Annotated in this window: 23 protein-coding genes, 1 tRNA gene and 1 pseudogene; 10 read left to right on the plus strand and 15 right to left on the minus strand. The window is 45.9% G+C overall.

Translation table 11 applies throughout. The features are described 5' to 3' along the window. The first annotated feature begins 205 nt into the window (after positions 1-205). The 3 genes from QUB25_RS02825 to QUB25_RS02835 all read left to right on the plus strand — a co-directional run bounded on the left by QUB25_RS02825 (position 206) and on the right by QUB25_RS02835 (position 2,127). The gene (locus QUB25_RS02825) at positions 206-499 is read left to right on the plus strand and encodes a hypothetical protein (protein ID WP_333034943.1); all 294 of its coding nucleotides are present in this window, start codon (positions 206-208) and stop codon (positions 497-499) included. Between the two features lie 103 nt (positions 500-602). Beyond that, on the plus strand, positions 603-1,031 hold the full coding sequence (locus QUB25_RS02830) for a heavy metal-responsive transcriptional regulator (protein ID WP_006632299.1): 429 nt from the start codon (positions 603-605) through the stop codon (positions 1,029-1,031). A gap of 340 nt (positions 1,032-1,371) precedes the next feature. Continuing rightward, a complete protein-coding gene (locus QUB25_RS02835; protein WP_333181943.1) occupies positions 1,372-2,127 on the plus strand; it encodes a type II toxin-antitoxin system antitoxin SocA domain-containing protein in 756 nt (251 codons plus the stop codon). A 66-nt stretch (positions 2,128-2,193) separates the two neighbouring features. On the opposite strand, the gene QUB25_RS02840 is transcribed toward QUB25_RS02835, so the two are convergent. Together QUB25_RS02840 and QUB25_RS02845 are read right to left on the minus strand one after the other, a co-directional pair. Beyond that, complete coding sequence (locus QUB25_RS02840) at positions 2,194-3,951, minus strand: GTPase (protein WP_333181944.1); 1,758 nt, start codon at positions 3,949-3,951, stop codon at positions 2,194-2,196. Further along, a complete protein-coding gene (locus QUB25_RS02845) occupies positions 3,926-6,484 on the minus strand; it encodes a GTPase (RefSeq protein ID WP_333181945.1) in 2,559 nt (852 codons plus the stop codon). The genes QUB25_RS02840 and QUB25_RS02845 overlap by 26 nt, the downstream gene beginning before the upstream one ends. 412 nt (positions 6,485-6,896) lie before the next feature. Between QUB25_RS02845 and xth the strand changes: the two genes are divergently transcribed. Then, entirely contained in the window at positions 6,897-7,682 is a 786-nt protein-coding gene (gene xth, locus QUB25_RS02850) for an exodeoxyribonuclease III (protein WP_333181946.1), read from the plus strand. Positions 7,683-7,853: 171 nt separating this feature from the next. Next, entirely contained in the window at positions 7,854-8,729 is an 876-nt protein-coding gene (locus QUB25_RS02855) for an SDR family oxidoreductase (protein WP_333181979.1), read from the plus strand. Positions 8,730-8,894: 165 nt separating this feature from the next. Here the strand turns inward: QUB25_RS02855 and QUB25_RS02860 are convergent, their stop codons facing one another. Next, a complete protein-coding gene (locus tag QUB25_RS02860; RefSeq protein ID WP_333181947.1) occupies positions 8,895-10,016 on the minus strand; it encodes an EAL domain-containing protein in 1,122 nt (373 codons plus the stop codon). A 478-nt stretch (positions 10,017-10,494) separates the two neighbouring features. After that, positions 10,495-10,568: transfer RNA gene (locus QUB25_RS02865), tRNA-Pro, on the minus strand. Positions 10,569-10,659: 91 nt separating this feature from the next. Between QUB25_RS02865 and lipA the strand changes: the two are divergent. From lipA to QUB25_RS02885, 4 genes and pseudogenes are all read left to right on the plus strand, one after another. Next, positions 10,660-11,535, plus strand: a pseudogene (lipA, locus tag QUB25_RS02870) (lipoyl synthase); the annotation flags it as partial. Positions 11,536-11,627: 92 nt separating this feature from the next. Then, positions 11,628-11,813, plus strand: a complete 186-nt coding sequence (locus QUB25_RS02875; protein WP_333181948.1) for a hypothetical protein — start codon at positions 11,628-11,630, stop codon at positions 11,811-11,813. Between the two features lie 505 nt (positions 11,814-12,318). Then, positions 12,319-13,584 (plus strand): RNA polymerase sigma factor SigC, encoded by a 1,266-nt coding sequence (gene sigC, locus QUB25_RS02880; RefSeq protein ID WP_333039158.1) that lies wholly within the window; start codon positions 12,319-12,321, stop codon positions 13,582-13,584. A 270-nt stretch (positions 13,585-13,854) separates the two neighbouring features. Beyond that, positions 13,855-14,382: a transcriptional repressor gene (locus tag QUB25_RS02885; protein WP_333059964.1), complete on the plus strand. Its 528-nt coding sequence runs from the start codon at positions 13,855-13,857 to the stop codon at positions 14,380-14,382. A gap of 177 nt (positions 14,383-14,559) precedes the next feature. Here QUB25_RS02885 and QUB25_RS02890 read toward each other — a convergent pair whose 3' ends face one another. From QUB25_RS02890 to rpmH, 10 genes are all read right to left on the minus strand, one after another. Then, a complete protein-coding gene (locus QUB25_RS02890) occupies positions 14,560-16,137 on the minus strand; it encodes a peptidoglycan-binding protein (protein ID WP_333181949.1) in 1,578 nt (525 codons plus the stop codon). A 529-nt stretch (positions 16,138-16,666) separates the two neighbouring features. Further along, positions 16,667-16,843, minus strand: coding sequence for a hypothetical protein (locus QUB25_RS02895; protein WP_242724391.1), 177 nt, complete (start codon positions 16,841-16,843; stop codon positions 16,667-16,669). Between the two features lie 456 nt (positions 16,844-17,299). Continuing rightward, the gene (locus QUB25_RS02900; protein WP_333059966.1) at positions 17,300-17,761 is read right to left on the minus strand and encodes an SH3 domain-containing protein; all 462 of its coding nucleotides are present in this window, start codon (positions 17,759-17,761) and stop codon (positions 17,300-17,302) included. Between the two features lie 197 nt (positions 17,762-17,958). Next, the gene (locus tag QUB25_RS02905) at positions 17,959-19,467 is read right to left on the minus strand and encodes an AAA family ATPase (RefSeq protein ID WP_333181950.1); all 1,509 of its coding nucleotides are present in this window, start codon (positions 19,465-19,467) and stop codon (positions 17,959-17,961) included. Between the two features lie 18 nt (positions 19,468-19,485). Next, positions 19,486-19,998, minus strand: a complete 513-nt coding sequence (locus QUB25_RS02910; RefSeq protein WP_333059967.1) for a YceD family protein — start codon at positions 19,996-19,998, stop codon at positions 19,486-19,488. Positions 19,999-20,095: 97 nt separating this feature from the next. After that, positions 20,096-20,569: a R3H domain-containing nucleic acid-binding protein gene (locus QUB25_RS02915; RefSeq protein ID WP_333039170.1), complete on the minus strand. Its 474-nt coding sequence runs from the start codon at positions 20,567-20,569 to the stop codon at positions 20,096-20,098. An 11-nt stretch (positions 20,570-20,580) separates the two neighbouring features. Next, positions 20,581-21,729, minus strand: a complete 1,149-nt coding sequence (gene yidC, locus QUB25_RS02920) for a membrane protein insertase YidC (protein ID WP_333039172.1) — start codon at positions 21,727-21,729, stop codon at positions 20,581-20,583. Between the two features lie 203 nt (positions 21,730-21,932). After that, positions 21,933-22,325 carry a PH domain-containing protein gene (locus tag QUB25_RS02925; protein WP_333039175.1) on the minus strand — a complete coding sequence of 131 codons (393 nt, stop codon included), beginning with the start codon at positions 22,323-22,325 and terminating at the stop codon, positions 21,933-21,935. Further along, entirely contained in the window at positions 22,297-22,701 is a 405-nt protein-coding gene (gene rnpA / locus QUB25_RS02930; RefSeq protein WP_333039176.1) for a ribonuclease P protein component, read from the minus strand. The genes QUB25_RS02925 and rnpA overlap by 29 nt, the downstream gene beginning before the upstream one ends. 42 nt (positions 22,702-22,743) lie before the next feature. Further along, complete coding sequence (gene rpmH, locus QUB25_RS02935) at positions 22,744-22,881, minus strand: 50S ribosomal protein L34 (protein WP_006632320.1); 138 nt, start codon at positions 22,879-22,881, stop codon at positions 22,744-22,746. A 286-nt stretch (positions 22,882-23,167) separates the two neighbouring features. Between rpmH and QUB25_RS02940 the strand changes: the two genes are divergently transcribed. Continuing rightward, the gene (locus QUB25_RS02940) at positions 23,168-24,301 is read left to right on the plus strand and encodes a DUF4365 domain-containing protein (protein ID WP_333181951.1); all 1,134 of its coding nucleotides are present in this window, start codon (positions 23,168-23,170) and stop codon (positions 24,299-24,301) included. Between the two features lie 174 nt (positions 24,302-24,475). Here QUB25_RS02940 and QUB25_RS02945 read toward each other — a convergent pair whose 3' ends face one another. Then, entirely contained in the window at positions 24,476-24,763 is a 288-nt protein-coding gene (locus QUB25_RS02945; RefSeq protein WP_333181952.1) for a hypothetical protein, read from the minus strand. Between the last annotated feature and the right edge of the window lie 170 nt (positions 24,764-24,933).

The raw sequence follows: 24,933 nt of genomic DNA on the forward strand, positions 1-24,933 counted from the left end.
CGAATGCAATAGCTGGCTTTTGGAGGTGTCTATGGGGTGGAATTTTGATTTGACTAGCTTGGCAATTTTGCCTCGCTCCCGTACAATTCCCCACAGGCGAGAAGATTAATTTAGGTGAAGCTAGTCTTTGAGCTAGAAATCCCGATCGTTCCGTCAACTCTAAGTTTTAGAGCTTGTAAATAAATATAGAACAGAGTAAAACCAAATGAATGCTTCGTGGACGCGACTTTTGAGGTCAGCTTACCGTAGAGAACCAATTACCAGCTTTGTTGTGACAGTGGGCGTTGTCGATGCAGCCATCGGCAGCATGGGTGCGAGTGGCTCTTTATTGGCTTTTGGGCTTGGCACCGCTGGGGTAGCGATGGCTCTCCGCTGGTGGCAATTTTACCGCTCTGCAGCCGAACAACCCGCACCTGCTCCTGAATACTATCTTCCTCCTCAGTCTTCTAGACCTCAGTTGCCCGTGCTTAACGTGTCTAAAAAAAATCCTCCTTATTAAGATTACCGGGCAATGGTGACTGGGCGAGGTGCCGATCGACTCCCTGGATCTGAGGCACTAAAAGATAGGGCAAGAAAGTCTTTCGATCTTGGATGCTTGGTTTATGAATATTTCTGTTGCCGAGAAACTGTACAAAATTGGCTCTGTAGCTGCCTGTAGTGGTTTGTCGGTGAAAACTGTTCGTTACTATGAGGAGATGGGCTTGCTGTCTCCTGCGGTAAAGCGATCGCCCGCTGGTTATCGCTTGTTTGGCGAAACGGTATTTAACAGGTTGGCGTTTATTAAACGATCTCAGACTCTGGGTTTGAGCCTTCAGGAGATTAAGGATATTTTACAAGTTCGCGATCGGGGAGAGTTGCCTTGCTCTGAAGCGAAGCAGCATCTCACGGCTAAGGTAGAGGAAATTTCCGTGCAAATTGCAGCCTTAGAAACTTTGAAGAGGGAGTTGCAAGGCATTCTCAACTGCTGGCAAGAGCAACCATCGCAGGCGAGCATTACTCGCACGATTTGTCCGAACATTCAGCGGGATTGAGCGGCGGAAAGATACAAAAAAAGGGAAGGAATTATCGGTTTCCTTCCCTTGATGGTTTTGTTGGTGGTTTTGTTCGTGGTTTTGTCGATCGTGTTGAGCTTTTAACTGTTTTCGCAGAGTTTGCTGTTGCTTTTTGAGTTGCCGAGCCCTGGCTGAGCCGCCTTTACCTTTGGAGTTTCTACCCTCGCTGCGGGGAGACTCCCAACTTTTTAGTCTCATGTTTTTCATTCTATGCACTACTTCTATACTACACCGCTAGATTTTCACTGTCAAGTATTTTTTAGAGCGATATTTCCTAGTGTCAACTTTTGACTGATGGGGATTTGCTACAGACATAGCGATGCTGCGCCCATTGCCTGCGGCTGGTTACACCTACGCGCTTTTTGACAATTTGGGATGTAAGGGCGATCGCCTTTACGTCATTATTCCGCACTGTTTGCTACAATTATTTAAGTCAGCTTTAAGGACTGCCATGACTCAAGCTAACTCAATAACAAATGAATATCAAATAACTGTAAGTTCTCCGGTATGGCAAAGAGTTGAGCAAATTGCCGGAGAATTTAACTTGTCCGTTTATGAACTATTGGAACAGATAGGCGAAGGCAAACTGAAAGTTGTTGCGGTTCCAACTAATGCAGAGAAACTGAGCTATCGAGATATTGCAAATGCTTTCCTTTGGTTAGCCGGGCAAACTAATGTAGCAATCAACGTCTACAAGCTACAAAAACTCATGTATTACGCTCAAGCTTGGTATTTAGGAGTTTACGGCAAGCCACTATTTGATGCAGATTTTCAAGCAGGGATTCACGGGCCGGTTATTCCTGATTTATTAGAGAAGTATCAATTCCAATTTAGTTGGGAACCAATTACAGAGAACATCGAACCACCAAAACTTCCCCAAAAAGTTGGGCAATTTCTCGAAGAAGTTGCGGAGGCATATTTTGAGTATGATGATGAAACTTTGGAACGAATGATTTGCAGTGAAAGGCCTTGGTTAGAAGCTAGAGGGGATATACCCAGAGACGCATCTTGTCATGGGATTATTTCTCACGAATCGATGAAAAAATATCATTCGGGTCGTATCTTCTCTAAATAAGGCAAATGAGGCGCGATCGCGCTTTTTGACAAGTTGGGACGTAAGGGCGATCGCACTTTTTCAGATTCAAGTATTCGGATTAACTGTTGCATTGGTGATGTACTGGATAATCCCGTCAAAATCCTTACGGATTTCTGCCAGTTGTTTTACCCAAGTATTAGAAGCAGAAATCGCTTCCTCTCCCTCCTGACGAGCGGCTACAATTTTCTTCTCAATCTCTCCGTAAACCTGTTGCTCAAATTCAAATAGCTGTATTTCAATTTGATTTTCCAAGTCTTTTGCTATTGATTGAAACTGACTGGTAATATCACGACGGACATCAGACATTTGCCTTTCTCGCTCATGTTCCTGTTGCATTTGTAAAATATCTACTCCTACCGAAACAATTGCTAGAGCAGGCCCAAGGAATTTAGCAGCATTGCCGATGTTTTTTGCAATACCAACTGCTTGCCACGGTTTAAATTTAAAGCCGACAAATTTTCCCACAGCCACAACACCTTGATGTAGACCGCTTCCTGCTACATCTATAGAACGTAGAAATCCTTGTTCAGCAGCGGTTTTTGCAAAACTCCTCGATGCCAAAGTGGTCAGCTTCACCCCGGCCGTCTCACCGATGCTTTTAAACCAGTTAACTTGGCTTTTTAGTCGCTCCACATCCATACCAGCCCCTAGATTTTGGGCTGATATATTTTGATTTTTATCTAGGCAAGCAACAAAACTCTTGACTAGATTACCTTCTAGCACTTCTTCAACCTCCTGCCGGATATCCTCAACTGCTACATTCACAGCTTCTTGCAGTTTTCTTTCTGCTTTTTCATAGTGTTTCTGCACATTCTCTTCAGCTTGTTTATTAAGGCTTTCAAAATTCCCATCGCTACCTACTGCTGCGGCAAGAGTGTTGCCTTCGCTAGCAACTCCTGAAGCCATCTCTAGGGCTATATTTTTAACCTTGGTTCGCAGGCGATCTCGCTCCTTCCGCACTGTACGAGATAACCGTGTTAGCACTTCAAAAAAAGTAGAATCTTCGCTAGAGTTGCGAGTAAAGCTCAACTGAGCATCATCAACACAGCTAAGGGCAATTCGGACTGGTGTATCAAAACTAGCAAGGGAGCCACGACGCTCTATAAACTGATTGAGCGCATCAATAAAAGTTGGAAATCGGCTGATTTCCGTCAGAAAATCATCGTTAGCATCAATGCCTTCACAATAATCTTTGGCATCGATAAAGCAAATCGGAAATTCATCGAGACTGTAAGGCTTCAGTGCATCGGCAAGACTTTGGCGGTAGTTAGCAATCTTTTGCTCTTCTTCTCCTGCTTCATCAGACATTTTATTGAGAACCAGCATCATTTTCCAGCGATAGCCTTTTTCATAGGCTAACTTCTTGAAATTCTCTGCTGTCAGTGAGTCAAAGAGCATATAGGTGAGGCAGAAAACCAGCAAGTCTGATTTGTTGATCGCTTCATAAGTAGTTTCATCGTGATCTTGGCGGTCTGTAAAAAGTCCAGGCGTATCAATTAGCTTGATGCCGTTCCAATCATAATTGGTAGTTTTATCAGTAGCAATATCAGCATCAATGCGGATATCGCGCCGTCCTGTCAGGCCCGAAATGATGGTTGATTTACCTGCACTGTACTGCCCCACAAAAGCTACTCCGAGAATCCCCTGATCTCGATACTCTTTTAATTCATCGCGCACTTTTTTTCGGATAGCTGTTAGTTCGGGTGTGTTTCCCTGAGCCAGTAACTTGTCAAAATTTACTAGCGTTTTCGTGAAATATCCAGCAACATCAGCAGCTTTAAATTTGGGGTGGTTCTGAGTCATGGTAGTTGAGTTTTTTTTGGGAAGATTCGAGATTGCTAAATGAAATATCCTCTTGAAGGATGTGTTTAATATCCTCTAGGGATTTTTTTAGTCGTTGAACTTTAGATTTTGTGACAATCTTCATGCTACGTCCGAAATCTCTTTCGACTCTAGCAATGGTGTGGTTGATGCACTTATCTGTTAGAGTTTCCTGTTGTTCAGTAGACCAGTCAATGATTCGCTTTGCATAAGCACGATTTAGATAATTTGCTGTCCCTGATAACTTCTTTTTTGCTTCTTCGAGCTGAGTCGCGATCGCTTCTAGCCCTGTAATCAATTCTTCAAAATAGATGTTGATGTTCGTGGTTACGGAATCAGAATACTTACCAAATTCCCTGTGAGCCTGCTGTAGAGTCTTTTGCCTCTGAGTGTTGAGCTGACTTTTTAATGAAGTTGAGATATTTATAACAGCCTCGCGTCGCTTTTCATCTTTGGATTTAAAAAGTCCTGTCATCATGCTAACAACAGTAGTTCCTATCCCTATAAAAATCCCAACAGGAGCGGCTACGAATAACGCTATAATAGTTCCTGCTATCCCTAGAATGCCTCCACCAATTCGCACAAAATCTCGAAAATTGTTTGAATCCTGCTCAGGAAAGTTGAAATCGCTACTACCAAGCTCAGATATTAGCTGTAATTCATTTCCTATTTCCTCCAGAACTTCCTGAACTTCCTTGTTGAATTTTTTGCTAGTCTCTTCATAAGCTATCTTTAAGCGTTTCTCAAATCGAAGTGCTTTTAACTTTGTTTCCCATCCCAGCTTCATGGCAACTTCGTTACAGTTCCAATGATCTTCTGCAAAAGATGGAACAGCTTCTATAGCCTCTTGAAAAATCATCTCGATTTTTTTCAGTAAAGAGTCTTTAGCATCCTTAGCTGTTTTTCGGATGTCCTTTTGGATTCCCTCGCGCTCATTTTTCAGAGTTTCTGTCAATTTTTCATAGACTAAAGCTTGTTTATTTACCCACTTATAAGGCTTATCGATTTCGCCTACGGTAGAACCGAGCAAAGTTTGAGAGCGACGAATTACCCCATGATCAACGAGAGATAGACGGATTGAACCTAGAAACTTCTGCATCCGACTTGCCTGAAAAAGCTCCTGTTTCTTCTTTGCGTGTTCTGGTTCGCGGGAAAGCTGCGCCGCCAACAGCATCACAGGAACAATATCGAAATAGTCATTAGCATAATGCTCACGAGCGTAGCGACGGATACGTTCAATGTGCCCGCCTAGACCACTTTGACCATCCATTTCAAAGAGTTTATCGGGGTTTTTTAAGAAATCCTCCAACCGATGAGAGTGCCGTAGGTTCTTCTTGACATTCAGTAGAATAATTAATGGCTTGGCTTTTTCCTTTAATAGCCGCAAGAAAGCAAACTCACTCTCTTGGATACTCTCATTTGTCACCACATAACAAATCACATCTGACTCGTCGATAATACTTTTAGCAATTTGTTCATCACTTTGGCCACCCGGAGCACCAATCCCAGGAGTATCAATGATGCGAATATTCTTCCACTCGTACACCCGATTAAACCTAGTTGTGCGCTGCTTACCTACACCTATCGCATCCCATCCATCATCTGTAACTATGGCGTGAAGAGTGCTTTTGCCAGCCTTAGTCTTGCCCATAAATGTGATGCTGAAATGATTGAGAGCGCGTTCCTTGGCCCGAAGCGACTCGCGCACAATTTCCATTTCTTTGATAATTTCGGCACTTAGAGCATTTCTAGTATCCTCAAGTTGCTTGGCGACTTCTTTAGCAGTGGTAGCTTGACCTTTACCGCTTGTTTTATGTTTGATGTCTTCGATAGCCACTTGAATATTTGTTTCCAAGTTGGAAAGGGCTGATAGAGCTGTTAGAAGTGCCGATTTTGCAAATTTATAATCCTCATCAGCGATGACTGAACACTGACGAATCGCCTCATCATATTCTGGTCCAGTTAACAGGATTTCCCGTCGTATTTGCTCAACTTTTTGCTCACTCCCAGTGAGCTTTGCTACATTATCCACCAATGCGCGTGAAAGGAGAGAATCAGCCCCTGCAAGGAAACGCGCACCGATAGAGGGTTTCTGTTGTTGGTTGTGTTCGCCTATGAATCGGGTATCAGCGAAGGCTCCTGCTTCTACAAGCTGCCGCTGTACTTCTCCCGTTGGCCAGTTCCAAATCAGTGCTACTTGTTCCGCCATCTGGCGTTCTAATGCTGAACAGAAACCGTCAACATAGGCGATCGCCAACATTTGCGACATGGCCTCACTTTGCTGACCGGGCGACACTTTCGCAGCTAAATCATCTAGAGAAAGCTGGTTTTCCTCTTGAGCCAGAATTTTTTCCATCTCAGCGAGAGTCCGTTGAGAAGCGCTGATCTGCGTTGCTAGTTCGCGTAGTGCTTTCGACTCTTCACTGTGAATCTGCTGATCCGCACAGACCATGTGTGTGACTAATAGGAATGGGTAGTCTAAGTGTTCGGTGGTTCTTGAAGTTATGTCAGCCATCTTAACTTATTCAATATAAGGTCATATTTAGTAGGTTTTTACATCCCAGCTCGACCATAAAAAGTCACATTTAGCTGGTTGCTACCGAAAAAGTCATAGATTCAATACTTATTCGGCGGTAGCGTTTCCGAATTCCTCTCCTATGATACCCTGTTCTTAGGTGACTGAGAATCTCTGCTGCACCAGCAGTGCGATCGCCTAACCGCATCCGAACAACAAGTTATCTCTTGGCAAGCACGATCGAACCAGCAGACATCTCAAAAATACCAGAAAACCTGCAAATATCACGAGCAGAACTATTAAATGTCATGCAATCTTTAGGACGACCGTCATTAGTTGAAACTGTACAACAAAATGGGCGATCGCACTTTACCATCGCGCCAGTAATCAGAGAGTATATAACAAACAAAAAATGAAAATCGCCACCTGGAACGTCAACTCAATCCGCACCCGCATAGAACACGTTACTAGCTGGTTGCAAACAAACTCCCCAGACGTTCTCTGCCTCCAAGAAACCAAAGTTACAGACAAAGACTTCCCCCTAGAACCCTTCACCAACCTCGGCTACAACTGCTACATTTCCGGTCAAAAATCCTACAACGGCGTCGCCATTTTTAGCCGATCGCCCATGTCGGAAATCAGCAGCGGATTTGCCCCCCTTCTCGGCGACGAAACCGCAGGTATTTTTGACGAACAAAAACGCCTAATAGCCGGGGTTATAGACGATATTTGCATTATTTGCGTATACGTTCCCAACGGTTCCGAAGTTGGCAGCGAGAAATATGAGTACAAACTAAAGTGGCTCAAACTCCTCCAAGAATACCTCAAAATAGCACTAGATAAATCCCCTAACTTGTGCATTTGCGGCGACTTCAACATCGTCCCGGACGATCGAGATATCCACAATCCCAAAGCCAATGCAAACTCCGTCGGCCTATCAGTAGCCGAACGCCTCGCACTCACAGAAATCATAGAATTAGGATTAAATGACCCCTTTCGCAAATTCACATCAGAAGGAGGTCATTATAGCTGGTGGGACTACCGCGCCGCCGCATTTCCCCGCAACAACGGCTGGAGAATCGACCACCATTATCTCAGCTCTCCCCTGTACGAACAAGCAAAAAACTGTACAATAGATGTTGCTCCCAGAAAATTAATCAAACCCAGCGACCACGCCCCCGTAATTGTCGAAATTTGATTTATAAGTTATAAGGTTAATAGAAACTGAAATATTGCACCATTCTCAATAAGCCTTTTATGGGCGGGCAGGATGCCCACCCCACAAGAAAATTCACTCTTTGTGGAACAGGCATCTTGCCTGTTCTTGAGAAATGTGCAAGATGTAAGTAACAACCAACAACTAAAAATCATGTTCTTAGTAACCGGAGCAACAGGCGCACTAGGCCGCCGAATTGTACGAGAAATCAGACAGCAAGAGAAGCCTGTCCGCGCATTCGTTCGCCTCGCATCTCGCTACTCAGAACTAGAAAACCGAGGTGCCGAGATTTTTATTGGCGACTTAAAACAAGACAAAGATATTAAAAAAGCCTGCCAAGGAGTGCAGTACATCATCAGCAGCCACGGCACCGGCGGCGACGTTCAAGCAGTACACTACCGCGCTAACATAGAATTGATCGACTGTGCCAAAGAAGCCGGAGTGCTGCACTTTGTCTTTGTTTCGGTACTGGGAGTTGATCGGGGATACGAAGATTCCGCAGTATTCAAAGCCAAGCGAGAAGTTGAAAAATACCTGCAAAACAGCGGATTGAATTATACAATCTTGCGGCCTGCAGGTTTTGCTTCCAGCTTGTTACCCCTAGCAGAAAGATTTCGAGAAACCGGACTTTACCTGCTGATTGGAGACGGCAAAAACCGCACATCTATTGTCAGTACCGACGACTTAGCAAAGATTGCCGCAGACTCGTCAACAGTCGAAGGCGCCCGAAACCAAATTCTGCGAGTCGGTGGCCCGGATGTGCTGACAAGAGACGACATTCCCCGCATTTTTGCACGCTTATTCAATCGCGAACCGATGGTAATAAACCCGCCACTGGTTGTGTTTGACGGTTTGAGAAATGCCTTGGGTTTATTGAATCCTCAAGCTCAAAAAGACTTAGGAACTTTGCGCGTATTGCTGGGTAACGAGTATTTCTGCACTCCCGAAGAAGTGCAAAACTTGGAATCTATTTACGGCATGAGAATGGAATCCTTAGAAAGCTTTCTGCGGCGCAATTTGAGCGTTTAAAATGCTAGTTATTTTCGTTACCAGGCATAGCCTGGTAATGAAGATCCGGAGGCTCTGCCTCCAAACTCTTGTCTCATTTTAATCGAGGCAGAGCCTTCCTATATGCGTCCCCAAGCTCGGGCTGCGAACGAGCAAACGTAGCGCCCAATCGCAACTGAAAACCATTTAAGCAGTAATAGGTAGTGGTTCAGCACCAATATAGCTCGTAACTGCGATCGGCGGAGAAGTCGGCTTAGCAATCAAATAACCTTGAACCAAAGTTGCTCCCCGTTCTCGTACCCACTCAAACTCCTCCAAAGTTTCCACACCTTCAGCAACAGTTTTAATTTCTAATTGAGCGGCAATTTCTAACATCTTTTCCGTAATGAGTGCCTTATAATAATCTTGATGGACGTTGCGAATCAATTGCATATCCAACTTAATAAAATCTGGACGCAGTTGGTGCATTAAATTTAAATTAGAAGAACCGCTGCCAAAATCGTCCAGGGCAATTAAAAATCCAGCCTCTCGGTAAAACCTCAGAATATTAATCAAGTGATCGATATCAGGAGGGTGCTGAGATTCCGCTACTTCAAAAACAATATTGCTGTGAGGAATTCCCGCTTCATCAATAGCCTGTACTGTTCTTCGCAGGCACGTAGCGGGATCGTAAACTGAAGTCGGAGAAAAATTAATAAAAAGTAGTTCTTTGATATTGTAAACATGGGCTTCGCGGATAGCGCGAGTCCGGGCTAAAACATCTAGTTGAAAAATTAGGCCTGCTGATTCTGCTTGGGAAAAAATCCGACCAGGATAAATTAAGTTTCCTTGCTCGTCAATTCCTCGGAGCAGCGCTTCGTGGGCAAAAATTTTAGAAGTATCTGAGGTATAAACAATGGGCTGAAAATGTGTAGTAATGCGTTCTTCGGACAATAAATCTAACAGCCAATCAGAGTTACTCAAATTAATAAAAGAGTCTAAAGAAGTGCTGCGATAAAAATCGCTAAGTTTCGGCTGTTCAACTTCGCGCATCCACAAAACTTTTGTCTCTTTCAACTCTTGATTTGTCAGCGCCGATGATGCTAGGGCGTTAAACTTTTCTGTGGCTATTCCCTCAAGCATAATGTACAAACACTTGCTCTCTTCTAACAGCCGGAATTCAATTTCTGCCTTGGTTAGTGCAGAAATAACCTTGGTCAGCGTGTGCGATACTGGAAACCACAGGTATAGACCTCCCTTGCCCTCTATTTTTTCGGGTACTGTTTCGCAGCGAGAGCATGAGCCGAAGGCTTTGCCACTTATTTGCATTGGAATATCCTCCGGTTTTTGGGTTAATTTTAGACATGCTAACAATTAGGTTTTATTATAAGCTCATTCACCTATTAATACATCTATCTGAAGATGTAAATTTTAATAAAATTGTATGTAAGAATTATTGCAGTATTTATACTTGCCTCCGGTTTTAAACTTTGGTCAAAGTTCTCAGTTTTGAGCAAGTACGTGTGATTAAACACCGTCCCAAATCATCACAGAGGGAGAAGGCAAAGACTTGTTGGCTACTCTTTACTGCTGTTGTGATTCTTTACGCCTTATTCTCTCATTCCCTTTGCCAAAACAGTCGCTAAAGTTAATTTTTTAGCAAAGGCAAATTAACACGCCCGTGAAGCGCAGCTATCCCGTAGGGAATCGCCCCCTCGACTAATTTATGCGTACCACAAATATACACACCCGGACGATCGCCCAAAACAAACTCACTTCCTGGGGAATATCCAATTTAATTTTATAATCGGGATGACAGGATTTGAACCTGCGACCCCCTCGTCCCGAACGAGGTGCGCTACCAAGCTGCGCTACATCCCGAATTTAGTCACTATATTTTTAGCCTATCACACTCAAGTCAAAATTGAGCAAGCTCGTATATAATTATTTGTAAAATACTACTCAGGCGGAGACAGACGTGACAGTTAAGCCCCAGTGGTTGCGAGTTAAAGCCCCCCAGTGGGAGCGCGTCGGCAACGTCAAAGAAATTTTGCGGGATTTATCCCTGAATACGGTTTGCGAGGAGGCTTCGTGTCCGAACATCGGCGAATGCTTCAACGCAGGTACTGCGACATTTTTAATTATGGGTCCGGCTTGTACCCGCGCCTGTCCTTACTGCGACATCGATTTTGAGAAAAAGCCCCAACCTTTAGATCCCACGGAACCCCAAAGATTGGCGCAAGCTGTGCAGCGGCTCAAACTCAATCACGTCGTCATTACCTCTGTCAACCGGGACGATTTGCCGGATGGAGGCGCGTCTCAGTTTGTCGAGTGCATTCAAGCAGTGCGATCGGCGATGCCCGATACAACTATAGAAGTTTTGATTCCCGACTTGTGCGGGAACTGGCAAGCTTTAGAAATCATTCTCGCAGCCCGCCCAGAGGTACTCAACCACAATACTGAAACCGTAAAGCGACTTTACCGCAAGGTTCGGCCGCAAGGAAAGTACGATCGCACCTTGGAACTATTGCAGCGAAGCCGCGAACTCGCACCTGGGGTTTACACCAAATCCGGCATCATGGTGGGACTGGGAGAAACAGACACCGAAATTCGGGAGGCGATGCAGGACTTACGGGCTGTCGGCTGCGATATTTTAACAGTTGGACAGTACCTGCAACCGACTCAAAAGCACTTGAACGTAGAAAACTTTGTGCCTCCGGAACAGTTTGATGCTTGGAGAAAGTTTGGCGAATCTTTGGGATTCTTGCAAGTTGTCGCTTCTCCCTTAACTCGCAGTTCCTATCACGCCGAACAGGTAAGGGAACTGATGAAACTTTACCCACGCTAGCAATTTTAATTTGAGTTGACTCGCGCCCGATCGCAACATTCTCACTAAAACCAGATCCACCGGGTAACAGCGAGGAAAAACTTGCGCTTGATATGCAAGCCCTGGGCAAAAAACCCGGTTTCAGATGCTGGTGTTCGGGCGTGATGTTAAGCGGGAAGCAGCAGCCAACAGCAAAACAATTATCGGTCGATCGTCGCCTCAAAGTCGCGACTTACCCAAAAGAGATGCAGAAACCGGGTTTCTTCCTCAAACTTCTAGGTTTTAATCCAGAAATTTGAGGAATAAACCCGGTTTTGCGTCAGCCAATAACTCGGTACTGCGGACTATAGCAACTCTCAAGCCCATATGCTGTAATGGATTAAACGTCTGCGTTCACTAAGGTATTTTTAATCTAGAGCGCCGAGTTATATAAAGTTTTATTAAAAAAATGGCTAATTTTCCGAAGTGATCGGGAACCAGGTTATCGGTGATGAAGATTAACTTAACTTCTGACTAACGTCACTTGTTTCTAGCCAGTCACTATCTATACTAGCTACATAAACAAAGAAGTACAACACACTTTTCGGGCCTTCAACCTGTTACATCAGAAAGTTCTTAGCGTTTTCCAGAATCTTGGTAAAACAAGTGGGGCAGCAAAAGTTCGATCGAACAACAGCAGAAAAGTCAGGAAAGTTAGTAAAGAAACACAAAGCGGTGATGCTTCGTCTTAACCAAGCGGGCATCATAATTATAAATAACCGCTAAGCGTAGCATCTTTTCACCGGAGCCACTGAGAAAATCACTATGCCAGCCACCTCTTTTTACGCTGAAGCTGAATTCGACGAACAACTGCGAGTCAATCCCTTGCAAGGTGATGTGTTGGATGAAGATGCTGAAGAAGCTGGAGACGAACTGCTTGACCAAGACCCAGCAGAGACAGAAGATGCAGACCCAGCAGCCAAATTGCAAAAAAATGCCAACCGTCGCACTACAGATTTAGTCCGTCTGTACCTCCAAGAAATAGGTCGGGTTCGTCTCTTGGGTAGAGACGAAGAAGTCTCGGAAGCTCAAAAAGTTCAGCGCTATATCAAATTGCTGGAATTACGCAACACCGTCGCCTCCCAAGAAGAAGGGCTAATTGGGCGCTTCGTGCATTTAATTGAAGTGCGCGATCGGTTAGCCGCACAGTTGGGACATAAACCTTCCCTGGAACGCTGGGCATTAACCGCCGGTGTCAGTGACGTGCCAGAACTCAAGCGAATTATGTCCGAAGGCAAGCGCCAGTGGGCCGAGTTAGCCGAGATGACGGTCGAGACGATCGAAAGAATTCAAGCTGAAGGCGTCGAAGCTAAAGACCACATGATTAAGGCGAACCTGCGCCTGGTGGTTTCGGTGGCGAAAAAATATCAAAATCGCGGTTTAGAATTGCTCGACTTAATACAAGAAGGTACTCTGGGACTGGAGCGAGCTGTAGAAAAGTTTGACCCGACGCGGGGCTATCGGTTTAGCACCTATGCCTACTGGTGGATTCGGCAGGGAATTACGCGGGCTATCGCCACTCAAAGCCGCACAATTCGCCTCCCCGTCCACATCACCGAAAAACTTAACAAAATCAAGAAAGCCCAGCGCAAAATTTCTCAAGAAAAAGGTCGGACAGCTACGATCGAAGACATCGCTGTCGAGTTGGAAATGACGGCGCCCCAAGTCCGAGAAGTTTTACTGCGAGTCCCCCGTTCTGTTTCTTTGGAAACTAAAGTGGGCAACGAAAAAGATACAGAGTTGGGCGACTTGCTTGAAACCGACAGCATCTCCCCAGAAGAAATGCTGATGCGAGAAGCTCTGCACCGCGACTTGCAGCAACTGCTGGCAGATTTGACCAGCCGCGAGCGAGATGTAATTCTGATGCGCTTTGGTTTGGGTGACGGACACCCCTATTCGCTGGCAGAAATCGGTCGCGCCCTCGACTTGTCCCGCGAGCGGGTTCGCCAAATTGAAGCCAAAGCTTTGCAAAAACTCCGCCAACCTAAGCGTCGCAACCGCGTCCGCGACTATCTGGAGTCTCTGACTTAAATTTGGCCGGTCAGTCAGCGCGATTATTAATCAGGGAGCAAGGCATTTGGCACTTGTGCAGAAGGCATGAGGCATTCGGCAGAAGTAACAATATTTACTTCTAACCAACTTCTCTGTCCTCTGCAGCAAGTCATCAAGCTTGTTAAAAGTCAAAAAATATCAAAAACCAAATTTTTTCCTCAATCTTTTTTCAATAAGCTGCGATATTTGCAAAATATCTCGATCGTTGTGTATTATTGTCAATAGGCAGACTTTCTTGAGAGGGTCACTATGGCACTTTACACCGCGTCCTCATTCAAATCCGAACTCAATGACAAAGGCTGGCGGATGACTCCCCAACGGGAAACCATCTTGCACGTGTTTCAGAACCTCCCCAAAGGCAATCACCTGAGTGCGGAGGATTTGTACACTTTGTTAAAAAATCGCGGAGAAAACATTAGCTTGTCCACCATTTACCGAACTTTAAAGTTAATGGCAAGGATGAGCCTCCTCCGCGAACTCGAACTAGCAGAAGGTCACAAACACTATGAAATAAACCAGCCTTACCCGCATCACCACCACCACCTAGTCTGCGTTCAGTGCAACAGAACGATCGAATTTAACAACGATTCGATTTTGAAAATTGGCCTGAAGCAAGCTGAAAAGTCTGGGTTGCACCTGCTAGACTGCCAGCTAACGATTCATACGGTGTGCCACGAAGCTTTGCGGATGGGATGGCCGTCTTTGGTTTCCAGCAATTGGTCTTGTCCGAGGTCGATCGCCCACAACGGCAGCAGCGTCCCGGATTCAATCGAGTGACAGTACACTATTTTCGCATTCCAAGTACCGCTTGTTACAAGTTTTAACAAAAATTGGTAGCCCAAGTGCGATCGCAGTTACGCGGAAACCGGGTTTCTTCAGAAAAATACATCATTTCAGGAATGAGTCGGAAACCAGAAACCCGATTTCTTGGATGTAGCGTCCGCAAGCCTGGGGCTAAAAAGTTTGGCTCAACAAATCGTCGCTGCTGACCCCGTAACTGCGCTGAGCTCGATCGAGGGCGTCTCTCGTCGAAGCATCGAAAACTCCGCCGATGGGGCCTGTGTAAAAACCGAGGTCTTGCAGCCGCCTTTGTAATTGCTGAATGCTCGATCGAGAGTTGAAACTGCTGCTAATTGGAACAGCAGGAACAGCTATCCGGCCAGCTAATCCGTTTTGGAGCGCAGCCAAAGTCGCCGGAGTGGCAATACCCGTCGCCGGTGACAAATTGCGTTCTTGCTGAAACGACAGCACCGCAAACTCGGTCTCGGCTCCAAATACTCCGTTCACCGGGCCGGGGTTTTTGCCCAGACTTCTGAGCGAAGACTGAAGTTGTCGGACAGCAGGCCCAGTATCGCCCCGTCGCAGACCAGTGGCGATTTGCGGCACAGGCGCTGCTGCCTGCCTGTTGCCTTGCCGCAAAGCCGATCGAGTGCTGCGATCGACCCTTCCAGTCCCGAACATCCCCCTATCCCTCTGAAAGCGGATCAAAGCTGCCTGAGTTGGTCGATCGAACCAACCGTGAATCTGGCTCCTGTAATAACCCAATTCTTGCAGCCGCCGCTGCACAAATTCTACTTGTCGGCCTCTGTCGCCCAACTCCAGAAAATCTCCGCCATTACTCTGTTGGTCATCTTCCTCAGTCCATGAGCTAATTTCAGCTTGCCTCATCTGGGCATCGATAGCAGTCAAAGTAGCAGTGTCAGCGCAGCCGTCAGAAACCAGATTGTAATCTTGCTGAAAACGAGTCACAGCGTAGAGAGTGCGTTCCCGAAACTTACCGTCAACGCCACCTTCAAAATAGCCCAAAGCTTTTAATTGCCGCTGGATCAAGTCTACCGTCGCCCCTCTGTCCCCGAACCGCAGCCCCTTGCAACCGCCATTTCCCGAAATATTCCCTGGAAGCGTAACGGGGGGAACTGGCCGGGTGGAACCAAACAGCAAAGCTAAAGTTTGCCTATCGGCAACTCCCGTCACCCGCAGGCGATTAATTCGCTGGAAATATCTAACGGCATTTTGAGTAACTTCGCGAAAACTCCCTGTGGGATGCGCGCTGAAGTAGCCTAGCTGCTTCAACCTGCGCTGGAGAGCCGAAACATCTGCACCTGCGTCTCCAAAACCCAGTTCCCGATAATTGGTATTAATAGTTCTAAAAGGTTGATCGTCATCCCCGGCAAAACTGTTGAGTGCTATCACAGTAGCTCGATCGGGCCTACCAGTCAGCGACAGTTGATAGTCTCGCTGAAAGTTAGTCAGAGCTTGTTGAGTAACCGGGCCGAGTTGACCTGTCGAAGATCTGGGAAAATAGCCGAGTTCCCGCAACCTGTCTTGAACAGAGCGCAAATTTGGATATCCCGGATCTATTTGAGCAAAAGCCGAACCGGCTGCACTCAAAACCGACACCATCAAAGCCAGAGACAGCAAACGGACGTAAGTCTGACTCGATAGGCTTTGCCACTTGGGCTGATCAAAAATTTTCGACTCTGCGGGTGCTTCGCAAACAAGAGCAAGTTCGAGGTAAGCAAGAGATTCCATAATTTTTTAGTGTGAAATTGTGGGTGGGTTGTGTGAGCAAACTTCCAAAAATGATTTTTGGCACGCTTGGCTTGGATTCTATCAACGCTAAGTTCTACTTGGAAAGCGCGAAGCACCCGTGTTTCTAAAAAATTTACCGTCAATAATAATTACAGGTAATAACCAAGATAGCATCGCTGCTTCTAGAGGCGCGAGACTCAGCAAAAAAGTTTGCAGGCACGTCTTAGCCTTTAAGGCCGAAAGAGAATAAGTTCTGGGGTAGTGCTGGCTAATATTTTATCTGGCTGCCGCAGAAATTACCACAAGACTTGCGAGCAGGTTCTCTTCACCTTAATTGGTTGTCGGGTAAAGAGCCTGAAATCGCAGATTTTTTGTTAAGAAACGCGGCTTCTTCATGTGGCGAGTGCGTCTGGGAAAGTACCGCTGATTAACCAAAAAACTAGCCACTAAAAATCCCCACTTTTGCAAGTTGCAAATAGGGCGGGGATTTTTTGATAAGTTGACTTTGTATTAAAAAATCGACGATCGTTTAAATTAAGCCGAACCGATCGCAAATTACAGCTACTCCCGCTGCAAAAATAGTAATTGCGATGGCTACCAGCGGGTTTTGGCCTCTACTAACCGCAAAAGAGGTAACGACCCCAGCTCCCAAAGCCGCAGTAACAGCAGCAGTCGCCAAATCTCGATCGGGACGTTTGTCGTACATATTTTTTATTGTTGGTAGCTGTTAAGCTGAAAACTTACATCTTGTAATCCAAGCTACCACTCTTGCCTCTGCGGCGGTGACAACCGCCTGGGTTTTGCAACTAACCTTAAAATTTTGCTAATTTTCTTAACATACTCTCCTGAATAACATAAGTTGGGATTATGTATTTTCGAGTTTTTCTGTTGAGTTTTAGCTTTTGAAACCTTTTGTCTGCTGGGCTTTTATGTCAAATTCAGGATTTTGCAGGGGCGATCGCACCCGCACTCTCAGCACATCAAACTGCCATCGCAAATATCGTAAATAAATTTAACTTGACTTTTATTTATAAATATGTACCTCGATATTTGGAGCCAGAGACAGGAAAAAACCCAGGGTTGGTAAACAACCTGCACACTACAATTGCTTCGCTGCCCTCACAATCAGAGGAGTATATTTTTTGTCTATTTTGTCTAATTCCTATTCGCCCTCAACTCTTTCAGTATTGCCACCTTTGACCCAACCTTCGCGATTGTCATCCTCAATCCGAATTCGCTGCCACTCTTTGTCGGGCGACTCTTCCAAAACTACGACTTTTTCCCTGTAACCAACACCGCCAATGCGGTTCGAGTCTCGACTACCTGTATCCCGGAGAATTAAGCCGATCGGCTGAGTCACCATCGCGCGGTAAGCTCCCGGTTCCAGCGGTTTGGGAGACGGGGCATCGCTAGATGTAGAAACAGGGCTAGCCTGGGCTGTTGACTTCGACGCAGCGCCTGCAACCTGAACTGCTGTTTTGTCGTTGGGAAAAACAGGTTTTTCGGGCACAGTAGTTAGCTTAGCGGCAAAGTAAAGTGCAGCCGCCACGCTAGCACCTGCCATCAGGACGATCGCGAGCAGAAAACCTACTAAAAATTTGAAAACGCTATATACAGTGTTCATAAAACCGCAAATGAAGGAAGAAGGAAGTTCGGCAACTGATTCTGTAACGGATGTAACGGATAGAAGGCAGAAGGCAGAAGGCAGAAGGCAGAAGGCAGAAGGTTGACTGTTGAGTGTTGACTGCTGAATGTTGAGTAAAATCTGGTAACTGCCAACTGACAACTGGCTACTAACTACTGACTACTGACTTCAAAAGCTTACCCCTGAATCCGGCGGCTCAAACTGCCGTACCTAGAAGCAAGGCGAGCTTTCCCCGCAGCGGCCCAATCTTGGAGAAACTGGATTTGTTCTTGAGCCGTTCTGGCTAAAGGCACCATCTGACTAGCTGATTCTAAAATATCATCTGTGGTAAAGTCTCGATTTTGGCTAAACCCAATGTGCATTGCTTCAATCAAAGTTTGCTCGATTTCGGCCCCTGAAAAATCGGGAGTTTCGTAAGCCAAGCGCTCTAAATCGTAATTTTTGATGCTGTGCGATCGCAACCGCAACAAATGTACCTCAAAAATCGCCCGCCGTTCCTCCTGGCTGGGCAAACCGACAAAAAATATTTCGTCAAACCTGCCTTTTCTCAGCATTTCTGGCGGCAAAGACTGGATGTTGTTGGCTGTTGCTACCACAAACACCGGCGAAGTTTTTTCTGCCAACCAAGTAATAAAAGTCCCGAACACGCGGCTGGTTGTCCCGGAATCCCCTTTACCGTCTAATCCCGCAAAAGCTTTGTCAATCTCGTCAATCCACAGCACGCAGGGGGCCAAAGCTTCGGCTAGCTGAATCATTTGCCTGGTGCGGGATTCCGATTCCCCGACTAATCCGGCAAACAAGCGCCCGACATCCAAGCGCAGCAAAGGCAAATGCCAGTGGTGAGCGATCGCCTTTGCTGTTAAAGATTTTCCGGTTCCTTGAATTCCGACTAACAACAAACCTCTGGGATGCGGCAAACCGTATTGGCGGGCTCGTTCGGTAAAAGCACCGCCGCGCCGCAGCAGCCATTCTTTGAGATTGTCCAAACCACCGATATCGGATATATTTTCGCGGGCTGGGTAAAAATCCAGAATTTGAGTTTGGCGAATTGTTTGGCGCTTTTCTTCTAAAATCAGTTCCGCGTCGTCGGGATGGAGTTCGCCTCTGGTGGCAATCGCCTTTGCCAAAACTCGGCGGATTCGTTCGAGCGACAGCCCTTGACAGGAGCGCACTGTTTCGTCCAGCAAACGCCCTTCAATGGCTTGTCCGGTAGCCCCTAACAGCCTTTCTACCTCAATTTTGATTTCCGCCGCCGCAGGCAGGGGAAACTCCAAAACAGTCATCACTTCGCTGAGGTCTTCCGGGATCGAAATTAGAGGAGATACGATGACAATATTTTTGGGTACTGATTTGAGGAGTCTCGCCAAATTCCGCAGCTTGCGGGAAATCGAGACATCTTCCAAAAACCGCTGAAAGTCGCGCAGAATAAAAATTGCCGGCGCGGAGGCGGGCAATTTTTCGAGAAATTCCAAAGCTTGCAGCGGGTTGCGCTTGCCAAAACCGACATCGTTGGGATTGCCTTGGTAGCCATCAACAAAATCCCAGATGTAGACGGCGCGAGAACCTTGTTTTTTGGCACTTTGGGCGATCGCCGCTTCTACGCGCTCTTCCTCCCGTGTGGGAATGTAAATTAGGGGGTAGCGCGATCGCAGCAGTAGTTCAAACTCGTCGCTAAAAATAGTCATTAGTTATTAGTCAACTGACTAAGGCAATTGCCGTTTAAGTGCTTCCAGAGACGCCCAGCGACTGTCTGAGATTGTTTCTGAGCTTTCTGTATTTGCATCATCAGTTAAAGAAATTCCCGGACATTCTGTATCGCATATCTGTTTGTGCGGCAGTTCCAAGCACATTTGCTCGTATACCCAATCGCCCGGAGAGAAATAGCCACCGGGGGACAAATTTTCCACCAAATCTTCTAAAGCCACTTCTATTTCTGCTGAACTTGAATCAGTTTGATTTGCTGTTTCTTCGAGCCAGATTAGTTCCGATGAGTTGAGTGCCAAACGATGATTGTATTGTTTCAAGCATCTGTGGCAGGTGAGAGTAACAATTGTTTCTGCTTTTGCCTTCACCTCAAGATAATTTCCTTGGTGAGTTACTTGCAGTCGTCCTCGCACCGGAGTAAGAGTTTCTAAATCGGGGATAAATTCTTCAAAATCAATTACCTCTTTTCGCTCACTTTTTGTGAGTAGATGAGGGATATAAATTGTCTCCATAATCTTTTGCCTTCCTACTTCTTGAATTCAAAGGTCAAAAGGAATAGTTAATTTTTAACTTCTTCCTTCTTCCTTCTTCCTTCTTCCTTCTTTAGCGTCAGCGCAGCCGCACTACCAAACGGCGATCGGGTTCTTGCCCTTGACTGTAAGTTTCTATGTCCTCACATTCGCTCAAAAAGCTGTGGACTTGACGGCGTTCTGCCGAAGACAGCGATTTTATTTCAACTTCAACTCCCGTTGAGCGGGCTTGATCTGCTGCGTACTCTGCCATCGATCGCAATTCCTCTTGGCGGCGGATGCGATAGCCATTTAGTTCAACTGTATAAGGAATTGACTCCTCTACTTCCTGACCTATATTCTGAACCGTGTTACAGAGATACTGAATGGCATCTATTACATTACCGTTTGGCCCGACTAAGATTGCAACTTGTTCTGGAGTCAGATTGCTTTCATCTATTGTCATCCAATAGCAATCTTTTTGTTGTTCGCATACCACTTTTGAAGGAATTGCGGACAGTTGTAGCAATTCTTCTAACCATGCCTGTCCGCGCTGCATTTGAGAGTCTTTCATTGTTGTTAAAATCAAGCCTTTTTCTTAGAACGCTTGGGCTCAAAGGGAAGTGCATCTAATCCTTGTTCTTTTTGGGTTTTCGCCTCTGCTTCGTCCACTATTTTTTGCAGGTTTTCCGGCAGCGGTTCTCGCGACAAAATAAACGATTGAACTGTTTGGAAGATGTTAGCAATCAGCATATACATCAACACGCCGGCGGGCAGCGGGAAGAACAAAAACATCCCTGAAAATATGACTGGCGTCAGTTTGTTGACTGTAGCCTGTTGGGGGTTGTCGTTTGGCCCTTGTGCTTGTCCTGAAAGGGTTTGGTTGATGTACAAACTGATGCCGAAGCCCAGGATCATTACCAAAATATCCCAGTGGATTGTACCGTCTGAGTCGATCGCGCCAACGCGGCCTAGAGCCTCAATAAACAGGAATCCTTTGTTACTAGCCAATCCGGGGATTGTGCCTTGAACTGTGGCTTCACCGGGCGCTAAGGCCGTGATGTTTCCCTGTTCATCTACCTTGATCAGATCTTCGCCTTTGATGACTTTCCAGCCTGGTTCAAAGTCGATTTCGCTCTTATTTTCTGCAGCTAAAACTTTGAGAGGTTTGCCCTCTGGGGTTTGAAAATTAATCTTGGTTGTGTCGCCGACTGCGAGTTTGTCGCCGCCTGGAATTACCCCCACAACAGGAGCATGAAAAGTACCTGTGACGTAAATATTTTGTGGCGGTGTAGCAAAAGCTTGCGGTTGAACAGTTTCGATTTGTTCTTTGGGCAAAACTTGAACGTTAACGCTGTAATTTATGTCAGAAAACGGCGAACCCCGGAGCGTTGCAAACAGTGCAAACAGCACTGGCATTTGCAGCACCAAGGGGAAGCATCCTGCTAGAGGATTACCAAATTCTTTGTATACTTTGCTCATTTCCTCCTGCTGTTTGGCAGGATTGTCTTTATAGAGTTTTTGAATTTGATCTACTCGCTCTTTCATCAACGGCTGCGCTACTTTCATGCGCCGCATATTGCGAAGAGAGCCTGCGTTGAGAGGATAAAGAGCAAAGCGAATCACGAGCGTCAGTGCTACGATCGCTAAACCGTAGCTTGGCACGATCCCGTAGAAAAAATCTAGGATCGGGAGCATGAGGTTGTTGGAGAGAAACGAGATACCGAAATCCATTCGCTTTGAGTTAATTTAGGTGCTCTATGTTTGCTGTTGAGAACTATTTTTACCCGCTGAAGGCGAGCCGCCTCAATTTTTAGGGTTTTGTCTCTATCTTAGGACATTGCCCGTCGATCGACCGCCCGGTCTGCGGGTTTGTTTTAATGAGTTTGCCAATAATCGCACTCACTTTACCCTGATTTTAGGGCGAAGCTGTTCGGTTATTTAGCTTGGGCCGCGTTTGCTTTTTGAGCGGCTATGGGCAGTTTTTCGTTAATGTAGTCATACATTGCTCGAAATTTCGGCATAGCTCTGAGTTCCAAGCGGCTGCCATTTTTCATGGTGAGCACCATGTCTCCGTAAGTCCCAAAACCGCGTGGTACTGTGACGATTTTGACTATATCTGAATAGATAACGTCTGTCTGATCGCCCCCCATCCAACCGCTAGTTACCGAGACTCGGCGACTCGTGATCCGGTAGCGCAGCCACAGAGCCCGGACAATTGCTCCTACTGCTAGGGGGATTCCCACCACAGTCAGCCCCAGGAGTAAATTGAGGATCAAGTCTCCCGGCGCGGGGCCGCCTTCATAATATACTTCCTCTCGAATTCCCATCTAGTACCTCGGCTTCTACCAACAACTGCTCTAATTCTTGCAGAATTTCTGCATAATTGCACTCTTGTGCGATCGGACGCACGACAATTACTAAATCCCACCCGAATTTTAATCGGGGCAATAGCTGTCGCAAAGCTGCCCGAATCTGACGCTTAATCCGGTTGCGGACTACAGCGCGTTTGCTGACTTTCAGGCTGATAGAAATGCCTGTGCGAGTCGGCTGCAAGGATTTCTCGGCTGTCGGTTTGCTTAATTCGACGCTTTTGGGTTTACGCAGAGCTCTTAAGCTGAAATGGGCCGAGTTACGGCGCATTCCCTTGCGGTATACGGCGCTGAAGTCTTTTCGGTGCTTAAGTCGGTTTGTATCGGGCAACATGGCGTAGGGCGATCGTGGAGGCCTCTCAACCTTGATGCAGTGCTAGACTGCGAGGCGGTGGCGACCTTTGCTGCGGCGAGCTTTGATTACCAATCGACCGGTTGCGGTACGCATTCTGGCGCGAAAACCGGATGTTCTTTTTCTTTTGCGGCTGGTTCCGTGCAGGGTTTGCTGTGTCATTTTGATTTCTCCCGGCTTGTTACTTTACTTTTGATTAATATTCACAATCTTCTAGTATACCATGGAGCGGTTTAGTTGGCAATAATGTTTTTCTGAGTTGATATGTATTGAGAGTAAGAGGGAAGTTGCGGTATTTTTGTATTATATTAAGTATTATACCGAAACGGCGATACAATTATAAGTTAGACAGACAAAACCATCTTCTACTTAAAGTATTTGTATTCCTATTTGCTTTCGCCTTAGATAGCGTTTTAGTTAAGATTGTGAAAAAAGCTCCATTACCGTAATGACAAAGTTACCTAGACGTACAAACTCTCAGAAAATTGGTGTAAGTGCTGCTGACTTTCTTAATTCAGTTTTAACTAATTTTTGTAATGTTATTCCTGTTCAACAAGAGCGGGATATGGGGATTGATTTCATTTGTGAGCTTATGCAAGGAGAGTACCCAACTGGAAAGTTATTTAACGTTCAATGCAAAGGTACAGAAGAGTCTGAACTCAAAGGCGATTCAATTGGATTTGATATTAAGGTAACGACTCTTAATTATTGGTTAATCCTGCCAAATCCAACATTTTTAGTTGTAGTCGATCTTCAAACTAGCAGTTTCTATTGGTCTTTTCCAAAGGATTTTCTTAGCTCGCTTAATAAAAACTGGCAAGAACAACAAACCGTTTCGATTCCAGTTCCTCTTCAAAATCGTTTTGAGCAAGATGTAGATGCACTGCCCGATCAATTGGTATCAATAGTTAATATGCACGCTTCAGCTACTCCTCGGCAGGGCGATTATCTTGGAACATTGACGCTGGAATTTGACAGGTCATCCTCGCCAGAGAGAATGACTATCAAAGGATTAATGCATTACTACTTAGAAGGTAGTCGAATCGCTAATGCCAAGTGTGCATATGGAAGCCCTGGTTCTACAGTTACAGTTTATGCACAAACATTCGGTGGTGAAGGATATAGTAAGGAAGTTAAAGCTAGAGCTTGGGGTGAGTTAAAAGGAGGAGAAGCTATCCTACTGCAAATGCCATTTGAAAGAAATTATATTCTTAGTCATGAAACCTTTGAAAAAATATGTTATTTACTAAGCCTTGACTTTACTAATTGCGAGCTACACAAAAATCTCATGTCACCACGCGGAGGTTATCCTGGGGGAAGCATTTCAGTAATAGTAGACGGAAGGCCTATCTCAGCAATAGCTTGGTATGAAATACCACCAGGTAAATTAAATCTTTTCAAGGTGGATGGGCAGTGGTATGCCATTAGCCTTATGGCTAGTAAAACAGTTTCTACGGAAACAACAGAAAGGAGGACGGGTAGTTATCTGCATCCAGATCCGAGAAGGGAAATACTTTGGCACTATTTTGATTTGTCGGGGGGTAAATGCTCTTTACCCTTGAAGTCTCAAAACACGCTTTAAGTTTGACTAGCTGGTGAACGAGATTTCGGTTTCGTTTTCACTACCATATCCCTAACTTTCCAAGATGATATTGCAAGGGCGATCGCCCTTAACCCCAAAAAATCCAATCCCCGACTTCTAAATTCATCCGTGTATCCGTGTCAACATCCGTGTCGTGCCTTCCCTTATTTCAGTTCAACATTTACCGTCGAGCATGATGTAGTTGCTCAAAAAAGTTCGATCGAGTTCACCATGATTCGACCAACCACACCCAATGACACGGCCGCGCCGATCGCCCTGGCCGACGCCACCGGCCTGTTCGAGCCGAACCAACTCGAAGAAGTTGACGAAATGCTGGCCGACTACTTCGGCGGCAACAGCGGCAGCGATCACTTCTGGATCACCGACGACGCCAGAGTGTCTCAGCCAAATGCGCCCAATGCGAGTGTCTCTCTCTCGGCGGACTAGGCCTGTTTCTTCCATGCGATCGATCGCGCCTGTCAGCGTCCCGCCTACCTCTTGCAGTTTGTCGCCAATGCTGGAAAGTCGGCAAACCGTCTTCTTGCCACAAGCCCAAAGGGTGCCAGCAGGTTTTTTAGCGATCGACTGCTACGCTAAAAGCGGGAATCCGCCCTCTGCAGGATATGTTAACA

The organism is Microcoleus sp. B3-D7 (assembly GCF_036705305.1).
GTDB lineage: Bacteria > Cyanobacteriota > Cyanobacteriia > Cyanobacteriales > Microcoleaceae > Microcoleus.